The sequence below is a fragment of the Streptacidiphilus jeojiense genome (genome assembly GCF_000719095.1).
Lineage (GTDB): Bacteria > Actinomycetota > Actinomycetes > Streptomycetales > Streptomycetaceae > Streptacidiphilus > Streptacidiphilus jeojiensis.
Map to the genome: position 1 here is coordinate 12,191 of NZ_JOEH01000016.1, position 20,165 is coordinate 32,355.

A 20,165-nucleotide genomic window follows, 5' to 3' on the forward strand; every position below is an offset into this window, starting at 1 on the left:
CGACTAGCTGTTCAAGCGGCCGTTCAAGCGCTCAGCAGTCCCTGAGTTCCTCGGACTGGTTGAGCAGTTGGGCGCGCACGGAGGTGAAAAGGGCGTACCGGGCCTCCGAACCCGGGCCCGGCGGGAACACCGCGACCCGGTGGCAGTTCTGGAACGCCAGGCGGACACCGAAGTGCCGCTCCAGCGATCCCCGGATCGCATCACTCGCCAACGCGCGGAGCAGCTGGCCACGTGCCTGCTCCGAGGGCGGCGGGACCTGGTTGTCGGCGAACTCGCTGCCGTCGACCTTCTGCTGGGCGACCAGCGAACTGATCAGGGCCCAGGCGTAGGGCAGGGAGTTGCGGACGCAGTCGACGAATTCCCTCTCATCGACCTCGCCTCGCTCGGCCTTCTCGAGCAGGGCCGGTGAGACGTCGAGCGACATGGGTTCTCCTCTCGCGGACCTCGCGGACCGGACGGCTCACGAGGTGGTGCCACAGCGCGGGGGCGCTGCTGTGCGAAGGTGCTGTGCCGTGTTGCTGTGCCTTGCTGGCTTGCTGCCGTGCCGTGGTGCTGTTGCGCCTGACGCGCACGCACCGGACCGGGAGGGCACCCGACGTCGGTACGTACACGCCCGTACCGTCCAACTCCTGTGCCCCAGCTGTCCGGGGAGCAGAGGGAGACGTACAGAACAGGTTCGCAGGGAAACTGCGCGCAGGGGGCGGAACCACACATTCCGGCCCGAGTCCGGCCAGATCCTTCCCATCGAGACAGGTCGGTCCGGCTGTCCATGCTGTCCCCCCTCTCCGTCACGTCCCGTGACTCACCGTAGGGCACGGTGTGCGCACGCACCATATGTGCAGCCCCTCGTATGTCCAGAACGCGGCCCCGCACACACACCGTTCGCGACGATCATCACCGGGTGACCGAATCGCTCCGAATGGCTCCGGTGGGCTAGCGTGGTCGGCCATGCGTCTCGTGATTGCCCGCTGTTCCGTCGACTACGCGGGACGGCTCACCGCCCACCTGCCGTCCGCCCCCCGGCTCATCCTGGTGAAATCCGACGGCAGCGTCGCGATCCACTCCGATGACCGCGCCTACAAGCCGCTCAACTGGATGTCACCGCCCTGCTCCCTCAAGGAGGAGGAGGGCAGGTGGACCGTCGAGAACAAGGGTGGCGAGAAACTGATCATCACCCTGGAGGAGGTCATGCTGGACTCCTCGCACGAACTCGGCGTGGACCCCGGTCTGATCAAGGACGGCGTCGAGGCGCACCTCCAGGAGCTGCTGGCGGACCGGATGGAGGTGCTCGGCGCCGGCTGGAAGCTGATCCGGCGCGAGTACCCGACCGCGATCGGCCCGGTGGACATCCTCTGCCGCGACGACGAGGGGGTCACCGTCGCGGTGGAGATCAAGCGGCGCGGCGAGATCGACGGGGTGGAGCAGCTCACCCGCTACCTGGAACTGCTCAACCGGGACCCGCTGCTGGCACCGGTCAAGGGCGTCTTCGCCGCCCAGCAGATCAAGCCGCAGGCCCGGGTGCTGGCCGCGGACCGCGGCATCTCCTGCGTGGTGCTGGACTACGACGGACTGCGCGGCATCGAGGACGACAAGCTCAAACTGTTCTGAGCCTGCCGTCCCCGCCGTGCGTCAGGGCGGCACCGGGGTCAGGGCGTCACCGGGGCCGTGGGAGCGCTGTCCGCCAGCACCGAGGTACTGGTGGCCCCGGTGGTGCCCGAGGTCGACGAGGCCGAGGCGCTCGCGGAGGCACTGGCCGAGGCGGAGGCGCTGGCCGACGGCGAGCTGCTCGCGCTCGGCGACTTCGAGGGGGCCGGGCTGCTGGGGCTCAGACTCGGGCTCGACGAGTGGCCGGCCGGGTGCGACGAGTGCACCGGGTCGCTGGGGCTGCTGCTCTGCCCCGACGCGCCACCGGTGGGCCCGGTCCCCTGGGAACTGCCCGGTCCGCTCGACCCGGTGCTCCCGGAGGTCGCGCCGCCGGAGGCCGAGGCGGACGCCGATCCGGACGGGGAGGCCGAGGCCGAGGTGCTCGCGGAGGACGAGTCGCTCGCCGCCGGGATCCCGGCCGGGTCGGTCGACCCGGTGCTCTGCGGCGCCGTGGTGCCCACGTTCTGGTCCACCACGCCGCTGCCGGCGCCGGTCTGCTGGAACGCCCCGATGCCGTAGGCGGCGGCCGCGCCCAGTGCGCCCATCGCCACCACGGCCACGGTGGCCAGCACGATCTGACGCCGGGACACCGAGTTGTCGGCGAAGCTGCGCCGCTGCACCGTCCGCCGCAGCGCCGGCCGAGCGAACGGCAGCACCCGCCGCAGTCCGGTCAGTCCGGACCCGCTCCGGCCGCTCACGGCCACCAGGCGGCCGCCCTGGCGGGCCGCTGCGGCGTCCAACTGGTGCAGGGCGGCCCGGCCCGCGGCGGAGCCCCTGGCGTCGCCCAGGGCGCCGCGCAGCGCCACCGACGCCTCCAGTTCCGCACGGGAGCGGTCGAAGGCGCCCACGCACAGCGCCAGCACCCCGAGTTCGTGGTGGAACCAGGCCTCCTCGGCGACACCGGCGGTGGCCCGCGCCGACTCCAGGCCGAACCGCAGCGCGCGTTCCCACGCGCCCCAGCGCAGCGCCAGTGCGAAGGCCGGGGCGCAGGCCCGGGCCAGCAGCACCACCTGGCGGTGCCGGCCCGCCTCGCGGTCCGCGTGCATGGTCGCCAGCAGCACCTCGGCCTCGTCGGCGATCTGCTGCTCCGTCACCGAGGCGTGCCCGGTCCACCAGGTGAAGTGCTGGGCCGCCGCGCGCAGGGCCGTCTGCACCGGCCACTCGCCGGCGACCAGGTCGGCGACGCCGTCGACCAGCCGGTGGTGGGCGCCGACCGGGGCCGCGAGTCCGGCCTCGACCAGTTCCTCCAGCGCCACCTCGCCGTGGCCGACGTCGACCAGCGCGGGCAGGTGCGGTGCGCTCGGGCAGACCCCGCCGAGCGCGGCGGCCAGCAGCAGGGTGCGCCGGGCCCCGGTGCTCAGCCCGCGGGCGATCCGCAGTGCCGGGGCGGCGCTCTCCGCCACCGAGGGCAGCGGCACCGGATCGGGCAGCGCGGCCTCGCCGGCCTCCCCGGAGCCGCCGGCACCGCCGTGCTGCCGCAGGTAGGCCTCGAAGCTGCCGGGCGTCAACTGCGGTGCGGCGTCCGGGCCGTCCTCCTCGGGCGCGAACGCCGCCATCGCCTCGATGGCGGCCTCGCGGTGCCGCAGCAGGGCGGCGGCCTGGACGAAGCGCAGCGGCAGGCCCTCGGACTCGAACCAGAGGTCGACGGCCCAGGCGCGCTCGGTCTCGTCCAGGGTGCGGCCGGCCAGCCGCGCCAGCAGGGCCAGCGAGGACTGCCGGGACAGACCCGGGAGCCTGCTGTCCTCCAGCCGCCGGTTCTCCCCCGCGCCGTCGCCGACCGGAGCCGCGGCCGCCGGGGTGGAGCTGAGCAGGAAGGCGCTCTCGGGCGCCGACGAGATCAGCTCCTCCAGCGCCTCGCCGCCGAACTCGACGTCGTCGATGACCACGATGGCGCACAGGTCGCGCATGATCTCCGGGGCCAGCGCGCGGCCCGGACGGAATCCCGGGCAGTCGTAGGCGGCCGCGAACAGGTCCTGGAGCAGGTCGGCCGGGGTGCGGAAGCAGCCGCTGAGCCGGATCACCCCGGCGGGCGCCAGCCCGGAGCAGGCCGAGGCGACCGCGTCCAGGATGGCCGAGCGGCCGGAGCCGGCGGCGCCGATCAGCCGGATCGAGCGGCCCTCCAGCAGCTGCCCGCGCAGCCGCTCGCACAGGGCGTCCCGTTCCAGCAGGCCGCTCACGCTGCGGGGCCGGACGGTGGAGTCGACCGGGGCCTGGACCGGCTGCGGGCGCTGGTCCGGCGGGCAGGCGGTGGCGCTGCTGCCGTCCGGTGCGTTCACGACCAGCCGCAGCTCCCCGGCGACGACGGTGCCGGCCCGGCCGCTGCCGTCGGTCCTGCCCTCGGCGGCGCCGCTCGGAGGCGCGGCCGGTTCCAGTTCCTTGGTGTGGGAGGAGACGATCCGGGCGAGCTCGGTGGAAGCGCCGCCGGAATGCCTGGCCGTCGGGTCGGACGGGGGTATGAAGGCCAGTGTCGGCGACTCGGTGTCGTGCGAGGGGCGTCCGTCCTGGCCTGCGCCACCGCCCACGCTGTGTGGGTTCATGATCCTCTTTCGCCCCGGGCCGTCCCGGCCCGGGCCCTGTCCGCGCTGTGCCTGCGCATGCGCCCGCATCCCAATGAGCTCACCGGTCCCCGGACTTTCGCACACTCTGTCGCAGCCGTACACGCCGGGGCGAGTCTCTGGGGGACACCGTTATGCGAAAGTCATACTGGGACCCCTGCGACCTGGCCTTGACCGGGTGCTACTGGACCGAGGAGACCGCCGGTTCGGCGGCGAAGGCCTCCGGGACGTATCCCTCGATGGCCAGGATGCGGTGCAGCCGGGTCGCCACCAGCAGCCGCTGCAACTGCGCCGGCACCCCGCGCAGCACCAGCCGGCGACCGCCGCGGCCGGCCCTGCGGTGGGTGCCCATGATCACGCCGAGCCCGGTGGCGTCCCAGGACTCCAGCCGGGAGAGGTCCAGCACCAGATCGCCGCGCCCGTAGTCGACGGCCTGGTGCAGCACCGATCGGGCGTCGGCCGCGGAGCGCACGTCGAGGCGGCCCTCGATGGCCAGCAGGGCGTGGTCACCTCTGATCCGCATACGTGCTCCTCCGTGGCGTTGAACTGATGCTTCTCTCATCTGACGCGGAACCAGGTGTCAGGGTTGCTGGCCACGGCGAAATCTGATGTGAATTCACTCCTTCGGGTGAGGAGTTCCCTTCTCGACGCGGAACTGCGCACGATTATCGTCCATCTCTTGAAAAGAGCACAGTGACCGGCGGCACAGCAGCAGGTGAGCAAGCTCACCTGCTGCCGCGGGATCAGTCCTGGTAGCCGTAGAAACCGCGCCCGCTCTTGCGGCCGAGGTCCCCGGCGGTGACCATCCGGGCCATGATCTCCGGCGGTGCGAACTTCTCGTCCTGGGTCTCGCTGTAGATGTTGCCGGTGGCGTGCAGCAGGATGTCGACCCCGGTCAGGTCGGCGGTCTGCAGCGGGCCCATGGCGTGGCCGAAGCCGAGCCGGCAGGCGGTGTCGATGTCCTCGGCCGTGGCCACACCCGACTCGTAGAGCTTCACCGCCTCCACCACCAGGGCCGAGATCAGCCGGGTGGTGACGAAGCCGGCCACGTCGCGGTTGACCACCACGCAGGTCTTGCCGACGCCCTCGGCGAACTCCCGCGCGGCGGCCAGGGTCTCGTCGCTGGTCTTGTAGCCGCGGACCAGCTCGCACAGCTGCATCATCGGCACCGGCGAGAAGAAGTGCGTCCCCACCACGGACTCCGGCCGCCCGGTCGCGGCGGCGATCCGGGTGATCGGGATGGCCGAGGTGTTGGACGCCAGCACCGCGCCGGGACGGGCGATCCGGTCCAGCGCGCGGAACAGCTCCTGCTTGACCTCCAGCTGCTCGAACACCGCCTCCACCACCAGGTCGGCGGTGCCCACCGCGTCCAGGTCGGTGGTCGTGGTGATCCGTGCCAGCGCGGCCTCGGCGTCCTCGGCGGAGAGCCTGCCCTTGGCGGTGAAGCGCGCGTAGGAGGTCCTGATGCCGTCCAGCCCGCGGGCCAGCGCGGCGTCGGTGACATCGCGCAGCACCACCTCGTACCCCGCCTGTGCGGCGACCTGGGCGATTCCGGAGCCCATCAGGCCGGCTCCGATGACGGCGATCTGCTTGGCCACTGTGGTGTCCTTCGGTAGATCTCTGCACTCGACGGCGCCGTGTGTGTGACGGCTGCGCTGAATCTAACGGCATCACCCGGCACCCGGCGACGGTGAACCGCCCTCCAGTGGCGAAGCTCACCAGGTCGCTGGCACCGCGGGGCGGAGCGGCGCCATACTGGACAGCAGGCCACTGGGGGGCGGACCGGGAGGGTCACCATGGGCAGCGTCAATCCCGTCGTCCAACTGGTCGTCCCCGTCGTGCTGCTGGTGGTCCTGGTGCTGCTGCTGCGCTGGACCTGGACCCCGCGCAGGGGACGGTCGCTGGTGGCGCGGACCGCCCGCCGCGGCGCCCCCGGCGAGTACGGCCTGCTGGTCCCGGTCGCCGCCCCCGCGGACGCCGCGGAGAGCCTGCGGCTGACCGCTGTGCTGGAGGCGGCCGGCATCCGCTGCACGGTGGTCGACACCACCCAGGGCACCCGGCTGATGGTCTGGCCGGAGTCCGCGGCGGGCGCGCGGCGGGTGCTGCGGGAGCTGCAGAAGGGTGGCGGCGGGGGCGGGTCGGCGGGGTTCTGACCGTTCCCGGCTGCGGCAGGTGGTGGGTTGCTCGCGCAGTTCCCCGCGCCCCTGGACGTCTGCAACCGGGCCAGTTGCAGCCAGCTGGGGGCGCGGGGAACTGCGCGGCCAACCAGGCACCTGCCGCAGCCGACAGCCGACGCAGTCAGAACGTGGTGGAGTCCGGGTCCGCCTCTCGGGTGACGTCGGCGCCCAGCGCGTTCAGCTGCTCGACCAGGCCGGCGTAGCCCCGGTCGATGTGGTGTATCTCGGTGACCAGGGTCTCCCCCTCGGCGACCAGACCGGCCAGCACCAGCCCCACGCCGGCCCGGACGTCCGTCGCCTGCACCGGTGCGCCGGACAGCTTGGGGACGCCTCGCAGCACCGCGTGGTGGCCGTCGGTGCGGACCTGGGCGCCCAGCCGGGCCAGCTCCTGCAGGAAGACGAACCGCGCCTCGAAGATGTTCTCGGTGATCATCGCGACGCCCTCGGCCACCGCGTTCAGCGCCGCGAACTGCGGCTGCAGATCCGTGGCGAAGCCCGGGTAGGGCAGCGTGACCACGTCCACCGCGCTGGGCCGACGGTCCATCACCACCCGGAAGCCGTCCGGCAGCTCGACCACCTCGGCGCCGCAGGCGGTGATCTTGTCCAGGGCGATCCGCAGGTGCTCGGCGCGAGCGTGCTCGACGGTGATGTCGCCCCGGGTCATCGCGGCCGCCACGGCGAAGGTCCCGGCCACGATCCGGTCCGGGACCGTCTCGTAGCTCACCGGGGACAGGCTCGGCACGCCCTGCACCTCGATGGTGGAGCTCCCGGCACCGCCGATCTTCGCGCCCATCGCCTGCAGCATCAGGCACAGGTCGACGATCTCCGGCTCCCGGGCCGCGTTGTCGATGACCGTGGCACCCTCCGCCAGCACCGCCGCCATCAGGATGTTCTCGGTCGCCCCCACACTGGGGAAGTCCAGCTCCACGGTGGCACCGGTGAGCCCGTCCGGCGCCGAGGCCAGCAGGAAGCCATGCTCATTGGTGATCACCGCGCCCAGCCGGGTGAGCCCGTCGATGTGCATGTCCAGGCCGCGCGAGCCGATGGCGTCGCCGCCGGGGCGGGCCACCCGCACCTTCCCGCAGCGGGCCAGCAGCGGGCCCAGCACCGCGATCGAGGCGCGCATCCGCCGGACCAGGTCGTAGTCGGCCTCGTGGCCGGGCTCGGCCGGCACGTCGATCACCGCCGTGCCGCTGTGGAAGCCGGGCTCCTGCGACCACTCCAGGGTCACCGTGCAGCCCATCCGCCGCAGCAGCTCCGCCATGATCTCCACATCGAGGATCCGCGGCAGGTTCTCCAGCCGGGTCTCCCCCTGCGCCAGCAGCGACGCGGCCATCAGCTTCAGCGCGCTGTTCTTGGCCCCGGGCACCCGTACCCGCCCCACCAGCCTCGCGCCGCCCACCACTCGCAACCGTTCCATCCCGGCATCGTACGGGGCGGGCGGACCGCTACCGGTTCTCCCCCGGTACCCAGAGCACGTCGCCGACGGCCTTGTTGGCGCTCCGGGCGAGGATGAACAGCAGGTCGGACAGCCGGTTGAGATAGGTCGCGGTCAGCGGATTGATACTCTCCCCGTGCACCTCGATCGCCGCCCAGGTGCTGCGCTCCGCACGGCGCACCACCGTGGTGGCCACGTGCAGGTAGGCCGCACCGGGGGTGCCGCCCGGCAGGATGAAGCTGCGCAGCTTCTCCAGCTCCTCGTTGAACCGGTCGCAGTCCTGCTCCAGCCGGTCGACATAGCTCTGCAGCACCCGCAGCGGGGGGTACTTCGGGTCCTCGACCACCGGTGTGCACAGGTCCGCCCCGACATCGAACAGGTCGTTCTGAACCCGCGTCAGCACGGCCGTGATGTCGTCCGACAGCCCCCCGCAGGCGAGGGCCACGCCGATGGCGGCATTGGCCTCGTTGCTGTCCGCGTACGCGGCGATCCGCGGGTCCGTCTTCGCGGTACGGGACATGTCCCCGAGCGCGGTGGTCCCGTCGTCGCCGGTCCGGGTGTAAATACGGGTGAGGTTGACCATGTGCGCGAGCGTATCGCGCGGGCCCGCAGATGGTTCTCGCGCAGTTCCCCGCGCCCCCAACATGTGCAACTGAGCCAGTTGCAGCACCTTAGGGGCGCGGGGAACTGCGCGAACACCAGCCACCCACAGACGTGCACCCGCTCAGGCGACGTTAACCCGCTGCCCAGGAGGCGCCGCTTCCAACCAGGCCAGGAACCCCGTCAGGGCATCCTCACTCATCGCCAGCTCAAGAGGCTCCCCCGCGTGCCGGCACACCAGCACCACAGCCCCGGACAGCAGCGCCAGCTCCTCCTGCCCGACCGGAGTCCGCCGGTGCAGGACCTCGATCCGGCTCCGCTGCAGCACCCGCCGCGGCCGCGGCGAGTAGCTGAAGACCCGGAACCACTCCACCGAGTCCCGGTTGTAGCGCGCGATCCCGAAGAGCCAGCCCTTCCCGCCGTTGTCGACGGCCGAGCCGGACGGCGCCGGCGCCGAGCCGGACGGCAGCGGCGCGTCGGGCCCCGCGTCCGGCACCGGCAGGCCCGGTACGCCCGGCAGCGCGGCAACCCGGAGCCGGGCCGAGCAGTCGAAGGTCCCGCCGACCCGCTGGATCAACCGCCGCCGCATGGCGAACGCGCCCAGGCCGAGCAGGGCGGCGAGCAGCACCGCCACGACGACCACCACCACGAGGACCACGCCCTGCCACCTCCCTCGCCAGCCGGCCCGCAATCCATGCCGTGCCTAGTCAACGGCCGCCCCGTCCCGGGAGTAACTCTCGTTCTCCCGTACGACGGTCAGGCCGACAGATACAGCAGTCCCGGGGTCACTCGCGTGCCCCGGGACCGGTCGTGCAACGAACTCCTAGCGGCCGGACGCCGCCCGCAGCCGGACCTCGGCGCGGCGCGCGGCGCCGGCCTCCGTCTCGGCCTTGGCGGCCGCGAGCGCCCGCTCGGCGCGCTCGACGTCGATGTCCTCGGCGAGCTCGGCCACCTCGGCCAGCACCGACAGCTTGTTGTCGGCGAAGGACAGGAAACCGCCGTGCACCGCCGCGACGACGGTGGTGCCGTCGGCCTGGCGGATGGTCACCGGGTCGGACTCCAGCACGCCCAGCACGGGCTGGTGCCCGGCCTGGATGCCGATGTCGCCGGACTTGGTACGGGCAAGGACGATCGTGGCCTCGCCCGACCAGACCTTGCGGTCGGCCGCGACCAGCTCGACGTGCAGCTCAGCCACAGTGGGCTCCTCGGTCTTGATGCCCGTGCCGTAAAGCCCGGGTTGCGGAAAGAATAACGGTCCAACCGATCAAGAGTGCAATCGGGGGTTGGGCCTCGGGTAAGAACGGAGGGGCGGTCCCGTACGGGGCCGCCCCTCAGCACCTGCCAGGTCGACCAGGAAGGGTTACTTCTTGGCCAGCTCGGCGGCGTTGCGCTCCAGGTCCTCGATGCCACCGCACATGAAGAACGCCTGCTCCGGGGTGGAGTCGTACTTGCCGTCGGCAATGGCGTTGAACGCGTGGATGGTCTCGTCGAGCGGGACGGTCGAGCCGTCGACGCCGGTGAACTGCTTCGCCACGTAGGTGTTCTGCGAGAGGAAGCGCTCGATGCGGCGGGCGCGGTAGACGGTGGTCTTGTCTTCCTCGCTCAGCTCGTCGATACCGAGGATCGCGATGATGTCCTGCAGGTCCTTGTACTTCTGCAGGATGCCCTTGATGCGCAGGGCGGTGTCGTAGTGCTCCTGGGTGATGTAGCGCGGGTCCAGGATGCGCGACGAGGACTCCAGCGGGTCCACGGCCGGGTAGATGCCCTTCTCGGAGATCGGACGGGAGAGCACCGTCGTCGCGTCGAGGTGGGCGAAGGTGGTGGCCGGGGCCGGGTCGGTCAGGTCGTCCGCGGGGACGTAGATCGCCTGCATCGAGGTGATCGAGTGACCGCGGGTCGAGGTGATGCGCTCCTGCAGGAGGCCCATCTCGTCGGCCAGGTTCGGCTGGTAGCCCACCGCGGAGGGCATGCGGCCGAGCAGGGTCGACACCTCGGAACCGGCCTGGGTGAACCGGAAGATGTTGTCGATGAAGAGCAGCACGTCCTGGCCCTGCACATCGCGGAAGTACTCCGCCATGGTCAGTGCGGACAGGGCGACGCGGAGACGGGTGCCCGGGGGCTCGTCCATCTGGCCGAAGACCAGCGCGGTCTTGTCCAGGACGCCGGAGTCCTTCATCTCCTCGATGAGGTCGTTGCCCTCACGGGTGCGCTCGCCGACACCGGCGAACACCGACACACCACCGAAGTTCTCGGCGACACGGTAGATCATCTCCTGGATGAGCACCGTCTTGCCGACGCCGGCGCCGCCGAACAGGCCGATCTTGCCACCCTGGACGTACGGGGTGAGCAGGTCGATGACCTTGATACCGGTCTCGAACATCTCGGTCTTGGACTCGAGCTGGTCGAAGCGCGGGGCGGTGCGGTGGATCGGCCAGCGGGTCTCGACCTGGGAGTTGAACTCCTCGCGGTCGACGTTCAGCACCTCGCCGAGGGCGTTGAAGACCTTGCCCTTGGTGATGTCGCCGACCGGGACCGAGATCGCGGAGCCGGTGTCGGTGACACCCGCGCCGCGGACCAGGCCGTCGGTGGGCTGCATGGAGATGGCGCGGACCAGGCCGTCGCCCAGGTGCTGGGCGACCTCGAGGGTCAGCGTCTTCTTCTCGGAGGCGTCGGTGGCCTCGATGTCCACGTGCAGTGCGTTGAACATCTCCGGCATGGCGTCGACGGGGAACTCCACGTCGACGACCGGCCCGATGACCCGCGCGACACGGCCGGTGGCCGTCGCGGTCTCAACAGTGGCAGTCATTGTCAGTCTCTCCCCGCGTTCGCGTCGGCCAGGGCGGTGGCGCCACCGACGATCTCGCTGATTTCCTGGGTGATCTCGGCCTGTCGGGCCGAGTTGGCAAGCCGCGAAAGCGACTTGATGAGCTCTCCGGCGTTGTCGGTCGCGCTCTTCATCGCGCGCCGGCGGGCGGCGTGCTCCGAGGCGGCCGACTGCAGCAGCGCGTTGTAGATCCGGCTCTCGACGTACCGCGGGAGCAGTGCGTCGAGCACTCCCTCCGCGGACGGCTCGAAGTCGTAGAGCGGGAACGGGCCCTGCTCCTTGGCGTTCTCCTGCGTCTCCGCCAGGCTCAGCGGCAGCAGTCGGACGTCCACCGGGTTCTGGGTGAGCATCGAGACGAACTCGGTCGAGACCAGGTGGAGCTCGTCCACCCCGCCCTTCTCCGTCTCCGTCACGAAGGCGTCGATCAGCGTCGCCGACACCGTCTTGGCGTCCTGGTAGGTCGGCTTGTCCGAGAAGCCGGTCCAGGCCTGCACGACCGGCTGGTCGCGGTAGCCGAAGTAGCCCACGGCCTTGCGGCCGACGGCGTACATGTCGACCTGCTTGCCCTCGGCCTTGAGCCGCTCCGACAGCTGCACCGCGGCCTTGAGGGCGTTGGTGGAGTAGCCGCCGGCCAGACCGCGGTCAGCCGTGATCACCAGCACCGCGGCACGCACGGCGTGCTCCGGCTCGGTGGTCAGCGGGTGCTTGGCGTTCGACTTCGTCGCGACCGCGGTCACCGCACGGGTGAGCTCGTCCGCGTACGGGGAGGAGGCGGCCACCGCGCGCTGCGCCTTCATGATGCGCGACGCGGAGATCATCTCCATCGCCTTGGTGATCTTCTTCGTCGCGGTGACAGAGCGGATCCGGCGCTTGTAGACCCGAAGCTGTGCTCCCATGGGTCGTTACCGTCCTTTCCGTCCCTCGTCAGGCCGAGTCGCCGAGCAGCGCACCGGTGGAGGTGGTGAACTCCTGCTTGAACGAGGTGATGGCCTCGGTCAGCGAGGTGATCGTGCCGTCCTCGAGCTTGCTGGTCTCGACGATCGTGGTCAGGACGCCCTTGTGCTCACGGCGCAGGAAGTCCAGGAACTCACGCTCGAACTTACGGACGTCCGCGACCGGCACGTCGTCCAGCTGACCGGTGGTGCCGGCCCAGATGGAGACGACCTGCTCCTCGATCGGGAACGGCTGGTACTGGCCCTGCTTCAGCAGCTCGACCAGGCGGGAGCCGCGCTCCAGCTGGGCCTTGGAGGCCGCGTCCAGGTCGGAACCGAAGGCGGCGAACGCCTCCAGCTCGCGGTACTGGGCCAGGTCCAGACGCAGGCGTCCGGCGACCGACTTCATGGCCTTGATCTGGGCCGAGCCACCGACGCGGGAGACCGAGATACCGACGTTCACGGCCGGGCGGATGCCGGCGTTGAACAGGTCGGACTCCAGGAAGCACTGGCCGTCGGTGATCGAGATCACGTTGGTGGGGATGTACGCCGAGACGTCGTTGGCCTTGGTCTCGATGATCGGCAGACCGGTCATCGAGCCCGCGCCCAGCTCGTCCGACAGCTTGGCGCAACGCTCCAGCAGACGGGAGTGCAGGTAGAAGACGTCGCCCGGGTAGGCCTCGCGCCCCGGCGGGCGGCGCAGCAGCAGCGACACCGCGCGGTAGGCCTCGGCCTGCTTCGACAGGTCGTCGAAGATGATGAGGACGTGCTTGCCGTCGTACATCCACTCCTGGCCGATGGCCGAGCCGGTGTACGGGGCGAGGTACTTGAAGCCGGCCGGGTCGGACGCCGGGGCGGCCACGATGGTGGTGTACTCCAGCGCGCCCGCCTCCTCCAGCGCACCGCGCACGGAGGCGATGGTGGAGCCCTTCTGGCCGATGGCGACGTAGATGCAGCGGACCTGCTTCTTCGGGTCGCCCGAGCGCCAGTTGTCGCGCTGGTTGATGATCGTGTCGATCGCCACCGCGGTCTTGCCGGTCTGGCGGTCGCCGATGATCAGCTGGCGCTGGCCGCGGCCGATCGGGGTCATCGCGTCGATGGCCTTGATGCCGGTCTGCATCGGCTCGTGCACCGACTTGCGGACCATGACGCCGGGAGCCTGCAGCTCCAGGGCGCGGCGGCCGCTGGAGGCGATCTCGCCGAGACCGTCGATCGGCTGGCCCAGCGGGTCCACGACGCGGCCGAGGTAGCCCTCGCCCACGGGGACCGAGAGGACCTCGCCGGTACGGCGGACCGTCTGGCCTTCCTCGATTGCGCTGAACTCGCCGAGGACGACGACACCGATCTCGCGGGTGTCGAGGTTCAGTGCGAGGCCGAGGGTACCGTCCTCGAACTTCAGCAGTTCGTTCGCCATGACCGAGGGCAGGCCCTCGACTCGGGCGATACCGTCAGCCGTGTAGACGACCGTGCCGACCTCTTCACGCGAGGCGGCGTCCGGCTGGTACGACTGGACGAAGTTGTCCAGTGCGTCCCGGATCTCCTCCGGCCGGATCGTGAGCTCCGCCATCTGGGTTCCCTGCTCTCCTAGTTGCGATCCTCGGCCCGCCCGTGGAGGGCCGCAAGTATTCGACTCTCGGCCAGTCTGGTGAACTGACCGCTTAACCGACCGAGGGTCGGACAATGCTTGGGCTAGAGCCCGCTGTGCTTAACCAGCGAGGCCCTGCCGCGCGCCGTCCATGCGGCTCGCGATGGTGCCCTCGATGATCTCGTCGCCGATCTGGATCCGAACGCCGCCGAGGACCGCGGGGTCCACGTCGATGTTCAGGTGCACCTGGCGTCCGACCATCCGCGCCAGCGAGGCGCCGAGGCGCTCCTTCTGGGCGTCGGACAGCGGCACCGCCGCGGTCACCAGGGCGACCACGCGCTCGCGCCGGCTGGCGGCGAGCCGGGAGTACTCCTCCAGGCCGCCTTCCAGGCTACGTCCACGCGGCTCGGTGACCAGAGCGCCGACCAGCTGCACGGTCTGGGCCTTGGCCTTGCCGTCCAGCAGCCGCTCGACCAGCTCCGCCTTGGCGGTCCTGGCAGCGGCGCCGTCGGTGAGCGCTGCGCGCAGCTCGGTGCTGCCCGCGACGACCCGTCCGAAGCGGAACAGCTCGTCCTCGACCTCGTCCAGCGCACCGGCCTTGTCGGCGGCGATGATCTGGGTGAAGGCGGCGAGCTGCTCGATGCCGTCGACCAGGTCCCGCGAGGAGGCCCAGCGCGAGCGCACCATGCCGGAGACCAGGTCGAGCGTCTCCGCACCGACCTTGCCGCCGAGCAGCGCGGTGACCAGGTCGGCCTTGCGCTGACCCGACGTCGCCGGGTCGGTGAGCGTCCGGCGCAGCCCGACCTCGCGGTCCAGCAGTCCGGTCACGGCCAGCAGGTCCGCACCGAGCGCCTTCAGGTCGACCGACGCGCTGTCGGTCAGGGCCTCCAGGCGCTCACGCGCTGCGGCGTTCGACTGACGCGTGGCGCTGCTCACTTGGCACCCGCCGCCGCAGCCGACTTGGCGTCGAGCTCGTCGAGGAAGCGGTCGATGATCCGGCTCTGCCGCGCGGAGTCCTCCAGGGACTCGCCGACGACCCGGCCGGCCAGGTCGGTCGCGATGCGGCCGACGTCCTGGCGCAGCGCCGTCGTCACCTGGCGACGGTCCGCGTCGATCTGTGCGTGACCGGCGGCGATGATGGCCTCGCGCTGACGCTGGCCCTCTTCCTTCATCTCCGCGATGATCACAGCGCCCTGCTCACGCGCGTGCTCGGTGATCCGAGCGGCCTCGTGACGGGCCTCCGCGAGCTGGGCCTTGTACTCCTCCAGCGTGCGGTTGGCCTCGGCCTGCGCCTTCTCCGCTCGTTCCAGGCCACCCTCGATCGCGTCGTGCCGCTCGTCCAGAGTCTTCTGGATGTTGGGCAGAAGCTTCTTGCCGAGGACGCCGAAGACGATGAAGAAGCAGAGCAGGCCGATGATCAGTTCCGCGGTGTCGGGGATCAGCGGATTCTGCGGCGCCCCCTCAGCCAAGAACTTCAGCATGTCTGAACCTTTCGTCGAGTGTGGCTACTGGCCGGTCGCTTAGCTGAAGATGAAGGGGACGACCAGGCCGAGCAGGGCCAGAACCTCACAGAGCGCGAAGCCCAGGAACATGTTCTGACGGATGATCGGCATGGCCTCGGGCTGGCGGGCCATGGCCTCGATCGAGTGGCCGAAGACCAGACCGATGCCCACGCCGGGGCCGATGGCGGCCAGACCGTAGGCCACAGCGCCGAGGTTGCCCTTGACGCCGGTGGAGGCAGCGAGGTTGATGGTCTCGAGAGCGGCAGACATTTTCCCTGTCTTCCTTTGATGCGATCCGATGGGGGGCTTCCCAGCGGAAGTCTGTTGGGTGCTGCAGTGCGGGTCAGTGACCCTCTTCGAGCGCTCCGCTGATGTAGAGCGAAGTGAGCAGCGTGAAGATGTAGGCCTGCAGGAACTGGATCAGTACCTCGAAGGCGGTCATGCCGACGGCGAGGATGAACGATCCGCCCGCGAAGGCCGTCATGATCGAGGGGGTCAGCAGGTACCAGCTCGCGACGCTGAACATGACGATCAGCATGTGGCCGGCGAACATGTTGGCCCAGAGCCGCACTGCGAGGGTGAACGGACGGGTGATCACGTTCTGCAGGAACTCGAGGAACACGATCAGCGGGATGAGCGGCTTCGGGAGCCCCTCCATCCAGACCAGGTTCTTGACGCCGCCCTTGAAGCCGTGGGTCTTGAACGTGAGGTACATGTACGTCAGCCACACCAGCAGAGCCAGGGCCACCGGGTACGCGAAGCGCGACGCCACCGGGAACTGGGCCAGCGGGATGATGGACATGATGTTCATGATCCACACGAAGAAGAAGATCGAGGTCAGGAAGGGGACGAACTTGTCGCCCTTCTTGCCGATCACATCGCGGGCGATGCCACGGGCGATGAAGGTGTAGCCGATCTCACCGACCAGCTGCAGCTTGCCGGGGACCAGCTTGGGCTTGGCGAAGGCCGCCCAGAAGAACCCGACCACGATCACCATGCAGATGAGCGCGAGGAGCATCGGCTTGGTGAAGTCGAAGCTGCCGATGCTGAAGATCGGCTTGAAGTTGAACGAGTTGAGACCCGGTGCGGGGAAACCACAGCCCGAGGGCGTGATGTGGCACCCGCTCTCAGCGAGCAGCATGTGGGTACTCACCCGTGACTCCTTCGTCGTGACGCATAAGAACTGCAACCTTGTGTGTCGGCGCGGCCTTCATGGCCACGAGTCGGCACGGGGACGTGGGGTTGGTGGTGCGGTCGACTCGGTTCGGGACCGAGGACCGGGCACCGCCGGGATCTGCACCGTTGCTACAGCTGCTGATCCGGGTACGTCGCATGCCGAGGGGGCTGGGGTGCCCGTCTCGGCCGGATGCGATTCCGGACGATAGCAGATCGGGATGAACCGTCTTTAGCCCGCCCTTATGCCCCATCTCGGGGCTTCGCCTTCACGGACTGCGACTTCACAGGCACAGAAGGCTCCGGGTCGACATAGAGCGTTTTGGACTTCAGCGTGTGCAGGACCTGCCCGCCCACCCAGGCCAGTGCGGTGACCAGCAGAGTGAAGGCGAAGGCCCTGCCGTTGAACAGGGTGGTGTTCTTGAAGACCACGATGAAGACCCCCACGAGCAGGATCTGCACCGCGTAGACCAACATGCCGGCCGACATCACCAGCTGTGGCTTGTCCTGGGTGATCCGCATCAGGGCCCAGAAGCCCGCTCCGAAGAACACCAGGACCACGGCCAGGCCGACCAGAGCGCCGATCAGACCCTTCTCACCGGCGAGGACAGTGCTGAGCACAGCGGCGACGATCCCGACGGGAGCGGCCAGTACGGCCGATCCCCGCAGGATCTTGGCGTCGTTGGACAGCATCGTCTTCAACTCCGGCGCAATCAAAGGAAAGGGCGATCAAGGGAAGGCGGAGAACGAGCACTGGATCACAGACCCGCGAGGCGGGTCGCGACCGAACGACCTTCTCCCATAAGGTCCTTCGGCTCTTCTCCTGACGTCGTGAACGGTATCACAAGCTATTTGGTGAGGTCTTTACCCTAGACCTGTGCTCCTTGCCACATCCGACTCACCCGTAGGAGCTAACGTCCGTTTCGTCCCGATGCGCCGGAATGGCGTCCGGCGGCATGGGCACCGGTCCCGATCTTGCGAAGCAACTCTTCGTCCTCGTGGGAGAGGGAATCGGCGTTCGCGACCGGAGGCCGCTCCACCGCTTCGGTAAGAACTTCCCTTACCTTGTCGTCGTCCTCCGTCGCATGGCGGTAGCGCGGCGGGAGGAAGCGCTCCGCCATCCGGGGAGCGTGCGGCTTGAAGCGGGGCATCAGCAGCACCACGATGCCGATCAGGCAGGCCGCCATGGCGATCTTCACCAGCAGCAACGGAGTGCGGTTCACCGAGAAGGCCACGGTCCCGAAGGCGAACAGGCCGGCCCAGAAGTACATGATCAGCACGGCGCGGGTCTGCGAGTGGCCGATGTCCAGCAGTCGGTGGTGCAGGTGCTGGCGGTCGGCGGCGAACGGCGACTTGCCGGCCCAGGTGCGCCGGACCACGGCCAGGATCAGGTCGGCCAGCGGGATCGCGATCACGGTCAGCGGCAGCAGCAGCGGGATGTAGATCGGCACCATGCTGTGCACGGCCTGGGTCTGCGAACCGTAGGTCTTGTCGGTGATCAGCGCCGCCGGGTCCACGCGGCCGGTCAGCGAGATCATCGACACCGACAGCACCAGACCCAGCAGCAGCGCCCCGGAGTCCCCCATGAAGATCCGCGCCGGGTGCAGGTTGTGCGGCAGGAAGCCCAGGCACATCCCCACCAGCACCGCGCTGAACAGCGTGGCCGGCAGCGCGTCGGCGATGCCGTAGCCGTAGGAGAGCCGGTACGAGTAGACGAAGAAGGCCAGCGCGGCGATGCAGACCATGCCGGCCGCCAGGCCGTCCAGGCCGTCGATGAAGTTGACCGCGTTGACGCTGATCACCACCAGCGCCACCGCCAGCACCGTGCCCAGCGTCTGCGGCACCACCCAGGTGCCCACGCCGGGGATCGGCAGCCACAGCACGGTCACGCCCTGGTAGACCATGACGCCGGCGGCGACCATCTGGCCGCCGAGCTTCACCAGGGCGTCCACGCCCCACTTGTCGTCCAGCACCCCGATGATCCACATGATCGCCGCACCCGACAGCAGCGCGCGCACGTCGCTGCTGCCGTTGAAGATGCTGGACAGGGTGGTCAGGTGGGAGGCGACCAGCAGGCCCGCGCACAGGCCGCCGAACATGGCGATCCCGCCGAGCCGGGGCGTCGGCTCCTTGTGCACGTCGCGGTCACGGATCTGCGGCATCGCGCCGGCGATGATCGCGAACTTCCGCACCGGGCCGGTGAGCAGATAGGTGACCGCAGTGGCGACACACAGCGTCAGCAGGAACTCACGCACCTGCGCCCTCCAGAATTGCGGTCGGCACCCCCGTGACAACGGCTGAGCATAGCGGCCGAGTCTGGTGGTTTGGGTGTGCATGATGGAGCGTCACAGCGCACCACCTTATTGACGGGGACGCCCGCAACCATCATTGCGGTTTTGTCTACAGATCAATTCACTGATGATTCTTCTGCCCGACGATCCAAGTCCAAGGGGTGGCGCCGGGCCAGTGCGCGCACCCGCTCCGCCACCTCCGCGTCCTCGTCCTCGGACCGCAGCGCCCGGCCCAGCAGTGCCGCCAGCTCGCCCATCTGCTCCGGTGCCATCCCCCTGGTGGTCACGCAGGCGGTTCCCAGCCTGATCCCGCACGCCTCCGCGGGCGGCACCTCGTCGAAGGGCACCGCGCACCGGCCGATCAGCAGCCCGGCCGCCTCGCAGCGCCGCTCCGCCTCACGGCCGGTCAGCCCGAGCCCCCTGGCGTCGGCGGTGACCAGATGGGTGTCGGTCCCCCCGGTCAGCAGCCGCAGTCCCTCGGCGGCCAGCCCCTCCCCCAGCGCCCGCGCGTTGGCCACCGCCCGGGCGGTGTACTCGGCGAAGCCGGGCCGCGCCGCCCGTCCGAGCGCCAGCGCCTTGGCCGCCATCTGGTTCACCGCTGGGCCGCCCTGGGTGAACGGGAAGACCGCCCGGTCCACCCGCTCGGCCAGCTCCGCCCGGCACAGCAGCAGCCCGCCCCTGGGCCCGCCCAATACCTTGTGGGTCACCCCGCAGACCACGTCCGCGTACGGCACCGGCGAGGCCACCACCCCGCCCGCGACCAGGCCGATCGTCTGCGCGGCGTCGGCGATCAGCGAGGCCCCCACCTCGTCCGCGATCTCCCGGAAGGCCGCCCAGTCCACGTCCCGCGGATAGGAGATGGCGCCCGCCACGATCGCCTTCGGCCGCACCACCCGGGCCAGGTCGCGGACCTGGTCGAGATCGATCAGCCCGTCGCCGGCCCGCACCCCGTAGCCGGTGAAGGCGAACCAGCGCCCGGAGAAGTTGGCCGCGGAGCCGTTCGACAGATGGCCGCCGTGCGCCAGCGACATCGCCAGCACCGCGTCGCCGGGCCGCAGCAGCGCGGCGTAGGCGGCGAGCACGGCGGCGGTGCCGGTGTACGGCTGGACATTGGCGTGCTCGGCGCCGAACAGCGCCTTGGCCCGGTCGACGGCCAGCGTCTCCACCGCGTCCGCCTGCGCGCAGCCGGTGTGGTGCCGCCGCCCCGGGTAGCCCTCGGCGTACTTGTCCGCGAAGACCGAGCCCAGCAGCGCGCGCACCTCGGGAGCCGAGTGGTTCTCCCCCGCCAGCAGTCCGATCTGGTCCGCACGCCGTGCCCGCTCGGCCGCGAGGATGGTCGCAAGGGCGGGGTCGGACATGGTGCACACTCCCTGCTCCACAGTGCGGACGGTCTCACTGTAGGACGGGGTGCCGGGTCGCGCTCTGCGGAATCGTTCCGCCGGAC

At 70.1% G+C, this 20,165-nt stretch carries 20 protein-coding genes; 2 read left to right on the forward strand and 18 right to left on the reverse strand.

The genetic code is table 11. The features are described 5' to 3' along the window. Positions 1 to 31 precede the first annotated feature (31 nt). Positions 32 to 424, reverse strand: coding sequence for an SCO5389 family protein (locus IF29_RS0121025; RefSeq protein ID WP_030257202.1), 393 nt, complete (start codon positions 422 to 424; stop codon positions 32 to 34). 524 nt (positions 425 to 948) lie between these two features. Here IF29_RS0121025 and nucS point away from each other — a divergent pair. Next, positions 949 to 1,608, forward strand: coding sequence for an endonuclease NucS (nucS, locus tag IF29_RS0121030; RefSeq protein ID WP_030257204.1), 660 nt, complete (start codon positions 949 to 951; stop codon positions 1,606 to 1,608). A 38-nt stretch (positions 1,609 to 1,646) separates the two neighbouring features. Here nucS and IF29_RS0121035 read toward each other — a convergent pair whose 3' ends face one another. From IF29_RS0121035 to IF29_RS0121045, 3 genes are all read right to left on the reverse strand, one after another. Beyond that, the gene (locus tag IF29_RS0121035; RefSeq protein ID WP_157623856.1) at positions 1,647 to 4,181 is read right to left on the reverse strand and encodes an ATP-binding protein; all 2,535 of its coding nucleotides are present in this window, start codon (positions 4,179 to 4,181) and stop codon (positions 1,647 to 1,649) included. A gap of 199 nt (positions 4,182 to 4,380) precedes the next feature. Beyond that, a complete protein-coding gene (locus tag IF29_RS0121040; RefSeq protein WP_030257209.1) occupies positions 4,381 to 4,722 on the reverse strand; it encodes an STAS domain-containing protein in 342 nt (113 codons plus the stop codon). A 220-nt stretch (positions 4,723 to 4,942) separates the two neighbouring features. Then, complete coding sequence (locus tag IF29_RS0121045; RefSeq protein WP_030257210.1) at positions 4,943 to 5,797, reverse strand: 3-hydroxyacyl-CoA dehydrogenase family protein; 855 nt, start codon at positions 5,795 to 5,797, stop codon at positions 4,943 to 4,945. 198 nt (positions 5,798 to 5,995) lie between these two features. On the opposite strand from IF29_RS0121045, the gene IF29_RS0121050 reads away from it, so the two are divergent. Then, positions 5,996 to 6,352, forward strand: coding sequence for a hypothetical protein (locus tag IF29_RS0121050; RefSeq protein ID WP_051725589.1), 357 nt, complete (start codon positions 5,996 to 5,998; stop codon positions 6,350 to 6,352). A 145-nt stretch (positions 6,353 to 6,497) separates the two neighbouring features. On the opposite strand, the gene murA is transcribed toward IF29_RS0121050, so the two are convergent. From murA to IF29_RS0121120, 14 genes are all read right to left on the reverse strand, one after another. Then, the gene (gene murA, locus IF29_RS0121055) at positions 6,498 to 7,796 is read right to left on the reverse strand and encodes a UDP-N-acetylglucosamine 1-carboxyvinyltransferase (protein ID WP_030257215.1); all 1,299 of its coding nucleotides are present in this window, start codon (positions 7,794 to 7,796) and stop codon (positions 6,498 to 6,500) included. A 28-nt stretch (positions 7,797 to 7,824) separates the two neighbouring features. Next, complete coding sequence (locus tag IF29_RS0121060; protein ID WP_030257217.1) at positions 7,825 to 8,397, reverse strand: cob(I)yrinic acid a,c-diamide adenosyltransferase; 573 nt, start codon at positions 8,395 to 8,397, stop codon at positions 7,825 to 7,827. Positions 8,398 to 8,538: 141 nt separating this feature from the next. Beyond that, positions 8,539 to 9,072: a DUF2550 domain-containing protein gene (locus tag IF29_RS0121065; protein ID WP_030257220.1), complete on the reverse strand. Its 534-nt coding sequence runs from the start codon at positions 9,070 to 9,072 to the stop codon at positions 8,539 to 8,541. Positions 9,073 to 9,237: 165 nt separating this feature from the next. Next, positions 9,238 to 9,609 carry a F0F1 ATP synthase subunit epsilon gene (locus tag IF29_RS0121070; protein WP_030257222.1) on the reverse strand — a complete coding sequence of 124 codons (372 nt, stop codon included), beginning with the start codon at positions 9,607 to 9,609 and terminating at the stop codon, positions 9,238 to 9,240. Between the two features lie 165 nt (positions 9,610 to 9,774). Beyond that, positions 9,775 to 11,220, reverse strand: a complete 1,446-nt coding sequence (atpD, locus tag IF29_RS0121075) for a F0F1 ATP synthase subunit beta (RefSeq protein ID WP_030257226.1) — start codon at positions 11,218 to 11,220, stop codon at positions 9,775 to 9,777. Between the two features lie 2 nt (positions 11,221 to 11,222). Continuing rightward, a complete protein-coding gene (locus tag IF29_RS0121080; RefSeq protein WP_030257228.1) occupies positions 11,223 to 12,134 on the reverse strand; it encodes a F0F1 ATP synthase subunit gamma in 912 nt (303 codons plus the stop codon). Positions 12,135 to 12,162: 28 nt separating this feature from the next. Next, complete coding sequence (atpA, locus tag IF29_RS0121085) at positions 12,163 to 13,737, reverse strand: F0F1 ATP synthase subunit alpha (protein WP_030257230.1); 1,575 nt, start codon at positions 13,735 to 13,737, stop codon at positions 12,163 to 12,165. A gap of 138 nt (positions 13,738 to 13,875) precedes the next feature. Then, positions 13,876 to 14,691, reverse strand: a complete 816-nt coding sequence (locus tag IF29_RS0121090) for a F0F1 ATP synthase subunit delta (protein WP_030257231.1) — start codon at positions 14,689 to 14,691, stop codon at positions 13,876 to 13,878. Continuing rightward, entirely contained in the window at positions 14,688 to 15,236 is a 549-nt protein-coding gene (locus IF29_RS0121095) for a F0F1 ATP synthase subunit B (RefSeq protein ID WP_030257234.1), read from the reverse strand. The genes IF29_RS0121090 and IF29_RS0121095 overlap by 4 nt, the downstream gene beginning before the upstream one ends. A 39-nt stretch (positions 15,237 to 15,275) precedes the next feature. Beyond that, complete coding sequence (gene atpE, locus IF29_RS0121100) at positions 15,276 to 15,527, reverse strand: ATP synthase F0 subunit C (RefSeq protein ID WP_030257237.1); 252 nt, start codon at positions 15,525 to 15,527, stop codon at positions 15,276 to 15,278. A gap of 73 nt (positions 15,528 to 15,600) precedes the next feature. Next, positions 15,601 to 16,398 (reverse strand): F0F1 ATP synthase subunit A, encoded by a 798-nt coding sequence (atpB, locus tag IF29_RS0121105; protein WP_030257239.1) that lies wholly within the window; start codon positions 16,396 to 16,398, stop codon positions 15,601 to 15,603. Positions 16,399 to 16,673: 275 nt separating this feature from the next. Next, positions 16,674 to 17,123: a Cg1360 family ATP-synthase-associated protein gene (locus tag IF29_RS0121110; protein ID WP_030257241.1), complete on the reverse strand. Its 450-nt coding sequence runs from the start codon at positions 17,121 to 17,123 to the stop codon at positions 16,674 to 16,676. 218 nt (positions 17,124 to 17,341) lie between these two features. Further along, positions 17,342 to 18,685 carry an MraY family glycosyltransferase gene (locus IF29_RS0121115; protein ID WP_030257243.1) on the reverse strand — a complete coding sequence of 448 codons (1,344 nt, stop codon included), beginning with the start codon at positions 18,683 to 18,685 and terminating at the stop codon, positions 17,342 to 17,344. 152 nt (positions 18,686 to 18,837) lie between these two features. Then, positions 18,838 to 20,079 carry a serine hydroxymethyltransferase gene (locus IF29_RS0121120; RefSeq protein ID WP_051725590.1) on the reverse strand — a complete coding sequence of 414 codons (1,242 nt, stop codon included), beginning with the start codon at positions 20,077 to 20,079 and terminating at the stop codon, positions 18,838 to 18,840. Positions 20,080 to 20,165 lie beyond the last annotated feature (86 nt).